Annotated in this window: 8 protein-coding genes and 1 pseudogene; 7 read left to right on the forward strand and 2 right to left on the reverse strand. The window is 30.2% G+C overall.

Annotated elements, in window-relative coordinates; all coding sequences use genetic code 11:
- Positions 1-180: 180 nt before the first annotated feature.
- Positions 181-579: pseudogene (locus tag CD129_RS00650) on the reverse strand (protein rep); the annotation flags it as partial.
- A gap of 22 nt (positions 580-601) precedes the next feature.
- Positions 602-1,546 carry a replication initiator protein A gene (locus CD129_RS00655; RefSeq protein ID WP_107559462.1) on the reverse strand — a complete coding sequence of 315 codons (945 nt, stop codon included), beginning with the start codon at positions 1,544-1,546 and terminating at the stop codon, positions 602-604.
- A gap of 407 nt (positions 1,547-1,953) precedes the next feature.
- Here CD129_RS00655 and CD129_RS00660 point away from each other — a divergent pair, with 407 nt between their 5' ends.
- From CD129_RS00660 to CD129_RS00690, 7 genes are all read left to right on the forward strand, one after another.
- Positions 1,954-2,679: a DUF536 domain-containing protein gene (locus CD129_RS00660; RefSeq protein WP_126577719.1), complete on the forward strand. Its 726-nt coding sequence runs from the start codon at positions 1,954-1,956 to the stop codon at positions 2,677-2,679.
- A gap of 77 nt (positions 2,680-2,756) precedes the next feature.
- Entirely contained in the window at positions 2,757-5,543 is a 2,787-nt protein-coding gene (locus CD129_RS00665; RefSeq protein WP_126577720.1) for a type I restriction endonuclease subunit R, read from the forward strand.
- A gap of 97 nt (positions 5,544-5,640) precedes the next feature.
- Complete coding sequence (locus CD129_RS00670) at positions 5,641-6,216, forward strand: restriction endonuclease subunit S (RefSeq protein WP_126577721.1); 576 nt, start codon at positions 5,641-5,643, stop codon at positions 6,214-6,216.
- Positions 6,217-7,773 carry a type I restriction-modification system subunit M gene (locus CD129_RS00675; RefSeq protein ID WP_126577722.1) on the forward strand — a complete coding sequence of 519 codons (1,557 nt, stop codon included), beginning with the start codon at positions 6,217-6,219 and terminating at the stop codon, positions 7,771-7,773.
- Entirely contained in the window at positions 7,766-8,983 is a 1,218-nt protein-coding gene (locus tag CD129_RS13300; RefSeq protein WP_218585264.1) for a restriction endonuclease subunit S, read from the forward strand. The genes CD129_RS00675 and CD129_RS13300 overlap by 8 nt, the downstream gene beginning before the upstream one ends.
- A 41-nt stretch (positions 8,984-9,024) precedes the next feature.
- A complete protein-coding gene (locus CD129_RS00685; protein ID WP_126577723.1) occupies positions 9,025-9,351 on the forward strand; it encodes a hypothetical protein in 327 nt (108 codons plus the stop codon).
- A 266-nt stretch (positions 9,352-9,617) separates the two neighbouring features.
- On the forward strand, positions 9,618-10,022 hold a 405-nt coding region (locus CD129_RS00690; RefSeq protein ID WP_142917995.1), incomplete at its 3' end, for a recombinase family protein.

Here is a 10,022-nt window from a genome sequence, read left to right on the forward strand (position 1 = left end):
AAAACGCAAATATGAGCCAAATAAATATATTTTGATTTCACAAAATGATTTTTTCTAAAAACCAGTGTCGATTTTTTAAGACACTGCCCATCTACATGCAAATTAATTTGCATACAATTTTTTATAGTTCCAGCAGGGACAGATCGACACATAAAAAAACATTAGCCAAAGACTAACACTTTATGTTTCTTCTTCAATTTCATCAATCATGCGATGATTAAGCTCTCTTTTTTCTTGTTCAGTTAAATCATGAAGTTCACTTGCTAAGTATTCTTTTTGTTTCCAAATATAAAAGATTTGATAAATATATTCAGTTGGATCAATTTCTTTTAAATAATCTAAATCGCCATTTTTCAATAACTTTCTCGCTTCTTTAAATAAGCCTGAATACACTAAAACTTGTTTACCTTTTAAAGATTTATAATAAGCATCAAAAACTTTTTGATTACTTAAATAATCACTATCTTTACCCGAATATTTAGCCATTTCATAAAGTTCTTTATCATTATTTGTCTTAACTTTTTGCACATGAACTTGTGTTATTTCTGTAATTCCTGTTACATCACGCCACAAATTTAACTATTCTTATTGGCTAATATACTTAATACATTTTTATATTTTCTTTTGCTTTTGTTGAGAAGTGAAATTCCTCTAAACCATTTACTAATGCATTGTAGTAATAACCTAACATGGCTTGAATAGATTCTTGTTTCTTTTTCATTTCACGATTCACGGCGATTAAAATTTCAATAATGGCATCTGATAGTTCGTCATTGTTTTCAAAATAGAAAAATAAATTGTCATTTCGGATATCTCCTGCTGCTTTTTTAGCTTGCATAATTTTATTAATAATACTAATACTATCAGCTAATGAATATCTTGATTTAATGAATTGTTGTAATTCTTTAGGTAAAGGTTTTAATAAATGAGTTTGTTCATCCATTAAATGATTATCATTTTCATAGTTTGAATGGAATGAATGGTTAGTATTTTCATTTGTATTATCTATATTAGGTCCATTCATTCCATTCATTCCATTGATATCAGTATCACTAATATCAATATCACTAATATCAGTATCATTAGGCAATGAATTTAATTGTTCTTGAACTTCCGTTTTCACAGTTCCAGAACTTCCAAATTCACAGTTCTGGAACTGTGAATTTGGAAGTTCCTTGCTATTACTAGGTTTTAAGCTATAATTTGGTTTTAATAAATATAGTCTATTAGGCTTGTTTAGACCAACACGTTCTTGTGTAAGCAAATTATAATTAATTAGCTCTTTCTTTAATTTTATAATTTTTTGTTCGCCATATCCTAAATAATCACATAATGTTTTATTGCTAAATATAAAATAAATATTATTATTTGAATCAACCCACTCATTCTGAAGAGATAATTCAAAACGATCTTTTAGTAAGGCATACATAATTTTAGCTTCTGCTGACATCTTCTTAAAATATTCATCTTCAAATAAATATTTAGGTAGTTGATAAAATCTTTCAGTTTTTACTTGAGATAAATTGTACTTTTCAAATTTTGGCATAATAAAAACCTCTTTCCGAATTTTAGTTTGGGATTGAGGTAATAAAACGTTATAAGAACACATAATTTTTTTGCTTGCACTTTGATGATATAGTTGTATATAATACAAGTATCAAAATTTTATAAACGTGCTGTAACGTTTTATTACCGACCTCCAACTATTACCAGTAGTTGGAGGTTTTATTGTATTAAGATTATTATATCACTTTGAATACTCTTATAAAAGGAAAAACATAGATTTATCAAGGGTTTGTAAAGGACTCACAAACCTTTACAAACCCTTGATAAAAAGTTGACGATGTTTGTTAATGAGTAGTTGATTTTATTTGTTAAAGCTTTATTTGAAAGTGAAATAAGCTTATAATAATTTGTAAAGAGTTGACAAACATTTTATAAAGGGTTGATGAGATGAAAAGCGTGAAAATATTAAGTGAAGAATTAGGTGTTAGTAAGCAAACCATTTTTAACAACATCAAGCGATTGAATATAGAAACAATCAAACAAGAAAACACTTCGTTTATTAAAAAAGATAACGATATAGAGAAAATTATTCAAAGAGTAAATGAAAATAAAAAGAAATATGGTTTCGAAAGTAATACAGCGGATATAAAAAATAATGAATCGGATAATGTTGAGTCTGAAAATGATACTCAGATAATAGAAATACTTAAACATCAAATTGACACCTTAAATAGGCAGATTGAAAAGCAAGAAAGTCGTCACGAAACAACATTAGAATTCTATAGAAAAGAGTTACAGGAAAGATCAAAGTTGCTTGAAAATCAACAAATATTAGCTTTAGAAAGCAATAAAAAAATTCAAAAACTAGAAAACCAATTAGAGGAAGAGAGGTACCTTAATTATCCCTTTGATACATCTAATAACGATAGAAAAAACGTTGATGCACAAGAAACTACAGATACTACTGATTCTGTAAACATTAATCAAGACCAAGAATCAGAGATGCAATATGAGGATATATCTGAGAGACAAAGCGATGAAAGTACACAAGATGATGTAGCACCAAAGAAAGATGATCTGTCTAATTCAAATGACAATGATAGTGATATTGAAGAAAAAAGTGAAGAAACGCAACCTAAAAAAGGATTTTGGAACCGTTTATTTGGTAGCTAATTATTGTTTTAAAAGACTATATTTATTATATGTTAATATTTAAATATACTTAAAATTAATAGGGTGGAGCGATTAATTTGGGATACCAAACTGAATATGGTTTAGAAGAAAATGTAATTAAACAACTACAAGATTTGGGATATGAGCGTGTATCATTGCGTAACGAAACACAATTGAAAGAGAATTTTAGACGTATTTTAAATGAACGAAATGCAGATAAATTAGAGGGTACACCTATATCAGATAGTGAGTTTAAACGTATCATGATTGATATAAGTGATAAAAGCGTATTTGAAAGCGCTCAAATATTAAGGGATAAATATGTACTAGAACGTGATGACGAAACAAAAGTTTATCTTAGCTTAATGAATATAAAAAAGTGGTGTCAAAATACATTTCAAGTCACAAATCAGGTAAGCGTGAACGATACACATAAGAGTCGTTATGACGTAACCGTTTTAATTAATGGCTTACCTTTGATTCAAATTGAACTTAAACGTAGTGGTGTTGCGATTACAGAAGCTTTTAATCAAATTGAACGCTATCGTCGTCAAAACTATACGGGGCTATTTAGATTTATACAAATGTTTGTTGTGAGTAATAAAATGGAAACACGCTACTATGCGAATAGCGATCAAAAAATCATGAAAAGTCATATGTTTTATTGGAGCGATGAAAAAAATGAGCGCATTAATGTGCTTAAAGATTTTATTGAATCCTTTTTAGAACCTTGCCATATTGCTAAAATGATTAGCCGTTATATGATTATTAATGAAACGGATAAAATATTAATGGCTTTGAGACCGTATCAAGTCTATGCTGTAGAGGCTTTGTTAAATCGTGCTATAGAAACAAATAACAATGGTTATATTTGGCATACGACAGGGAGTGGTAAAACCCTCACATCGTTTAAAGCGAGTCAAATCTTAGCGCAAGAACCAGATATTAAGAAAGTGATATTCTTAGTCGATCGTAAAGACTTAGATGGTCAAACTTTAGGGGAATTTAATAAGTTTGAGTCAGATTCTGTTGATAGGACATTCAATACTAAAAAGTTACTCAAACAAATGGATGATCCTACACGGAAACTAATTGTTACGACGATTCAAAAAATGGATAATGCGATTAAATCAGGACATCCAGCAATGGAACGTTATAAAGAAGATAAAGTCGTTTTCATTATTGACGAATGTCATCGAACGCAATTTGGTTCAATGCACCGCATCATCAGACAACATTTCGGAAACGCCCAATACTTTGGTTTTACGGGAACACCTAGATTTGAAGAGAATGCGAGTCAAGATGGACGCGCGACTGCGGATATTTTTGGAGAATGTCTACACCATTATCTAATCAAAGATGCGATTAGAGATGGTAACGTGCTAGGTTTTTCTGTTGAATATATGAATACGTTTGACCGTAGTGAAAAAATCACCGAAGACGGTTATGTTAATAAAATTAATGAAGCTGAAATATGGATGGCAGACGAACGTGTTCAAAAAGTAGCAGAACATATTATTGCGAATCATAATAAAAAAACACGTGACCAAATGTACACAGGTATGTTGACCGTTCAAAGTATTCCAATGGCAATTCAATACTATCATGTTTTCCAAAAATTGAAGAAACAAGGTGTACATAATTTTAATGTCACTACAATATTCAGTTATCAAGATAATGAAGCCATAGATGATACGATGGATGAACAAACGAGAAGAGATATATTAGAAGGTATTATTCAAACGTATAACGAGACCTTTGATAAAAATTTCTCAACGGATACGTTTGATGGTTACTTCAATGATGTATCAAACCGTGTCAAAAAAGGATTACCCGATCAAAAATTAGATATTCTTATCGTTGTCGATATGTTCTTAACAGGCTTTGATAGTAAAAAATTAAATACGTTATATGTTGATCGTAATTTACAGCATCATACGCTTATTCAAGCTTACTCACGTACCAATCGTGTGGAAGAGCCAACGAAACCCTATGGAAATATTGTTGCTTATAGAAACTTAAAAGAAAAAACGGATGAGGCTATTGAGCTTTTCTCTAAAACAGACAATACAGATACGGTATTGAGCTTATCGTTCCAAGCGTACTTAACGAAATTTAAACAGGCTCTAATTGAACTATTTGAATTAGCTGAAACACCTCAAGCCGTAGACCAATTAGAAAGAGAAGAAGATCAGCGTGATTTTGTAATCGCATATCGCGAGTTAGCGAAGCATATGCAAAAGTTAAAAACGTTTGATGAATTTGTATTTGATAAGGAAACGTTAGGTATTGATGAACAAACATATGAAGATTATAAAGGTAAATATTTAGATATCTATGATAAAGTGATGCGACCTGATAAAGAAACTCTAGAGGGAGAATCTATATTAGACAATATTGATTTTAATATTGAGATTTTACGAAATGATTTGATTAATGTTCAGTATATTTTAGATTTATTAAATCAAATTGATTTAAGTGATACAGAACAACAAGAAAAAGACATTAAAGAGATTCGTAAAGTGCTTGATAAAGCTGACGATGACCAATTGAGATTGAAATCCGATTTAATTCGAACATTCCTAGATAAAGTCGTACCGAACTTAAATGAAGGTGATTCAATTGATGATGCTTATTATAATTATGAATCTAAAGTGAAGGTCGGAGAGCTGGAACAATTTTCTGAGGAAACAGACTATCCATTAGAATTATTGAAATCGTTAGTTAAGGAATTTGAATTTAGTGGTCATTTAAATAATAACTTAATTGAAGAAGGCGTTTCTGGCGGTCTTTTAATACGTACTAAAAAAATAAAGCGTGTTAAATCATTTATCAAAGAGATGGTTAAAAAATATAGTGTTTAATAAAAACAAGTGTAGTTTTAAAAAACTACACTTGTTTTTATTTTAAAGTCATGCTATATTTGTTTTTGTAGAAAAACAAAACTACAGGAGGTTTGGTATGTTAAAAGATTATGTTAATTATCAAAGTGGCACATTAATACAGCGCTTAGAAGTTGATCAGAGCGACCTAGGGCATCGTTATATGGTATATGATCAAAATATGTTAGATATAGATTTAGGGTTAACCATAGATGATACATATCAACCTAGAGTCATCAAATTAAAAGATTCATCAAGAGCAACCGTTGTACGTAAAGATGATATTGTGTTTAGTATGATTACAGGTGAATGTACTCTAGTGAGTTCGAAACATGATGGCTCAATCTTACCTTATAACTATACAAAAATTGAAGTTACTTCTGAATTGTTGGAACCTACTTTTTTAGTCTATTGGTTTCAATTAGCACCAGAAGTACAATCACAGTATAAGCAATATATGCAGGGCGGCTCAACAATTAAAAAATTAACCCACCAACAGTTAAAATCACTCTATATTACCTTACCTTCAATTGAACACCAACGGTTGATTGGGCAAATTGGTATTAAAGAAAAACAATTAAACGTATTAAAACAAAGACAAAGTCGATTAAAAAAACAATTCTTATCTAACACTTTATTCAAGGAGGACAATTAAATGTCTATTACGGAAAAACAACGCCAACAACAAGCTGAATTACAAAAAAATCTATGGTCTATCGCTGATGACTTACGGGGCAATATGGATGCCAACGAGTTTAAAAACTATATCTTAGGTATGATTTTTTATCGTTTCTTAAGTGAAAAAATTGAAGAACAAGCACAAATACTCTTAGCTGAAGACAATATAGATTATGAAACGGCGATGGCAGATGAAGATTATAGACCTGTCTTAGAACAAGAATTTATTTCACGTATCGGTTATGTGATTGAACCACAATATCTATTTAGTCACTTAGTTAAAAAAATTGAGAAACAAGTTTTTGAAATGGAGGACCTGAGTAACGCGATTAAAAACATAGAAAATTCTACACGAGGTCATGATAGTGAAGATGACTTTATTCACTTATTCGATGATTTAGACCTTAATTCTTCACGTTTGGGTAACTCTAATGCTGCACGTACAAAATTGATTTCAAAAGTAATAATGAAGATATCTACATTACCCTTTGTTCATAGTGATATGGAAATCGATATGTTAGGTGATGCTTACGAGTACTTAATTGGTCAATTCGCAGCAAGTTCAGGTAAAAAAGCTGGAGAATTCTATACACCACAACAAGTTTCAACAATTTTAGCTAAAATTGTAACCGCAAATAAGAAAGATATTAAGAGCGTTTATGACCCTACATGTGGTTCAGGTTCATTACTCCTTCGTGTTGGGCGTGAAGCTAATGTACGTCAATATTATGGTCAAGAGTACAATAGTACAACGTATAACTTAGCTCGTATGAACATGTTGTTACATGATGTGAACTATGCGAATTTTAAAATTGAAAATGGAGATACAATAGAAGATCCAGCCATTTCAGATGAACGTTTTGAGGCAGTGGTGGCGAATCCGCCTTATAGTGCGAAATGGAGTTCAGACCCACAATTCTTAGAAGACCCTCGATTTAGTAATTATGGCAAACTAGCACCTAAATCAAAAGCAGATTTTGCATTTATACAACATATGATTTATCACCTAGATGATAATGGCACAATGGCTGTCGTTTTACCGCATGGTGTGTTATTTCGTGGCGCGGCTGAAGGGACGATTCGTCAGTACTTAATTAAAGAAAAAAATTATTTAGACGCAATTATTGGTTTACCATCCAACTTATTCTTCGGTACATCGATACCAACGAGTATACTCGTCTTTAAAAAGTGTCGTGAAGACGATGATAATGTGCTGTTTATTGATGCATCGCAGTCATTTGAAAAAGGTAAAAATCAAAACCATTTAACAACCGAAGATGTAGAAAAAATTGTTGAAACATATAAAAATAGAGAAACATTAGATAAGTATAGTTACGCGGCAAGTTTAGAAGAAATTGCAGAAAATGACTATAACCTTAATATCCCAAGATATGTCGATACATTTGAAGAAGAAGAACCCATTGATTTAGAACAAGTTCAAAAAGACTTAAATCAAATTGATGATGAAATTATCGAAGTAGAACAAGAAATTAATAACTATCTTAAGGAATTAGGAGTGTTAAAACATGACTAATGAAGTGGTAAATGTACCTGAATTAAGATTTACTGGCTTTGAAGATGAGTGGAAAAAGAAAAAATTAGATGATGTTGCTAATTATAGAAGAGGTTCTTTCCCACAACCATATGGAAATAAAGAATGGTATGATGAAAAAAATGGTGAGCCATTTGTACAAGTAGTTGACGTTGATAAAAATATGAAATTACATGATCAAACTAAACAAAAAATTAGTGACTTAGCAAAACCTAAGAGTGTAAAAGGATTTAAAGGTGATATAGTAGTAACATTACAAGGTAGTATAGGTAGAGTAGCCCTTTTACACTATGATGCATATATTGATAGAACATTACTATTAATTTATTCTTTTAAAATAGAAATGAACAAAAATTATTTTAAATATGTTTTATATTTATTGTTCTTAAAAGAAAAAGAACGTGCTCCTGGGGGTACAATAAAAACAATTACTAAGAAGGTTCTCTCAAATTTTAAAATAGATATACCTAATGTAGGAGAACAAGAAAAAATCGGTGAATTTTTCAGCAAACTTGACCGACAAATTGAACTCGAAGAACAAAAGTTAGCGAAATTAGAAGAACAGAAAAAGGGATATATGCAAAAGTTATTTTCTCAAGAATTAAGATTTAAAGATGATAGTGGTTGTGATTATCCTAATTGGAAATATAACTATTTAGGAAATTACATGATTTCACATGATGAAAAAACTACTGAAAATAATCAATATCCTGTTTTAACTTCTTCAAGAGAAGGATTATTTTTACAAAAAGATTATTTTACTCGAGATGTAGCTTCTAAAGATAACACTGGCTATAATGTAGTCCCTTATAGTTATTTTACTTATAGACACATGAGTGATGACTTGGTATTTAAATTTAATATAAATTACATAGTGCAAAAAGGAATCGTAAGTACTTTATATCCGGTATTTAAAACTACTAGTGATTTAGATAATTACTTTCTTAAAGAAATACTTAATAACGGAAATGAGTTTAAAAAATACGCTTTAATGCAAAAACAAGGAGGATCAAGAACTTATATGTATTTTAGTAAATTAAAACAATTAAAATTACATATTCCAGTTCTTAAAGAACAAGAGAAAATTAGCGTTTTTTTAAAAAAATTAGATTCATTGATTGAAAAGCAATCTTCAAAAGTTGAATTATTAAAGCAACGCAAACTAGGATTTTTACAGAAGATGTTTGTTTAATTCTGATAAAGTCCTATTATGTAAAGTTTAAGGAGGAAAAAATGGTAAAATATTATGCCATAGAATATTTTATTAAAGAAAATAAGTCTGACAATAAAATAACTAAAGTAAAATTGTATGAAACAGAAAGATGGGGAGATACTTATACATTTACAAGTGAACCTATATATTGCGATAGAAATAACTTTATTGATATGGTAAATTCACATGAAATTTTTGTGAAAGCTACCATGGGTAATAATAAAAAATTTAGTATGTCAGATACATTTCATTTATCAATAAATAATATGAATTATATTAATCCAAATCAAAATAGTAATAAAGACTATTTAACTTTTATACCTATCAAAATCAAAAAGAATGAATAACATTAGTAGTAAGAATATGCAGTTTCATAGATGTTATTGAAGAAATACATCGAATTTTAAAACGATCGTTTTTGATACAAACCCTCTTAACTTAATATTAAGAGGGTTTTCTTGGATATCGAAGTCTAAAAACTTGTGTTATAATCAATGTATCATAAATACCAAAAAATATGAGTTTTCAGACGATGAGAGCCGCGTTTATTTGCATCGAGAACTAGATTTCATTAGTAAGTACTCATAAAACGATTAAAAGAGGTGGTATTCAAATGGCTAAAATTGGTTATGCACGTGTATCAACACAAGATCAAAGTCTTGATGGACAGATTGATACACTTGAGGAATATGGTTGTGAACGTATCTTTAGCGAGAAAGCGAGTGGTCGCAAAACGAAACGAACGGAACTTGATAAATGCTTAGATTATTTACGTGAAGGCGATATTTTAGTTATCTATAAACTAGATCGTCTTGGCCGAACAACCAAGCAATTAATTGAGTTATCTCAATGGTTAGATGATAATAGTATTGATTTACATATTATAGATATGAACGTATCAACCAAAGATGCGATGGGCAAGATGTTCTTTACTATGATGAGTGCATTTGCGGAACTTGAAGCTAACTTATTAAGTGAACGAACTAAAAAAGGACTAGAAGCAGCAAGAGCAAGAGGT

Source organism: Mammaliicoccus fleurettii (assembly GCF_003970575.1).
Classification (GTDB): domain Bacteria; phylum Bacillota; class Bacilli; order Staphylococcales; family Staphylococcaceae; genus Mammaliicoccus; species Mammaliicoccus fleurettii.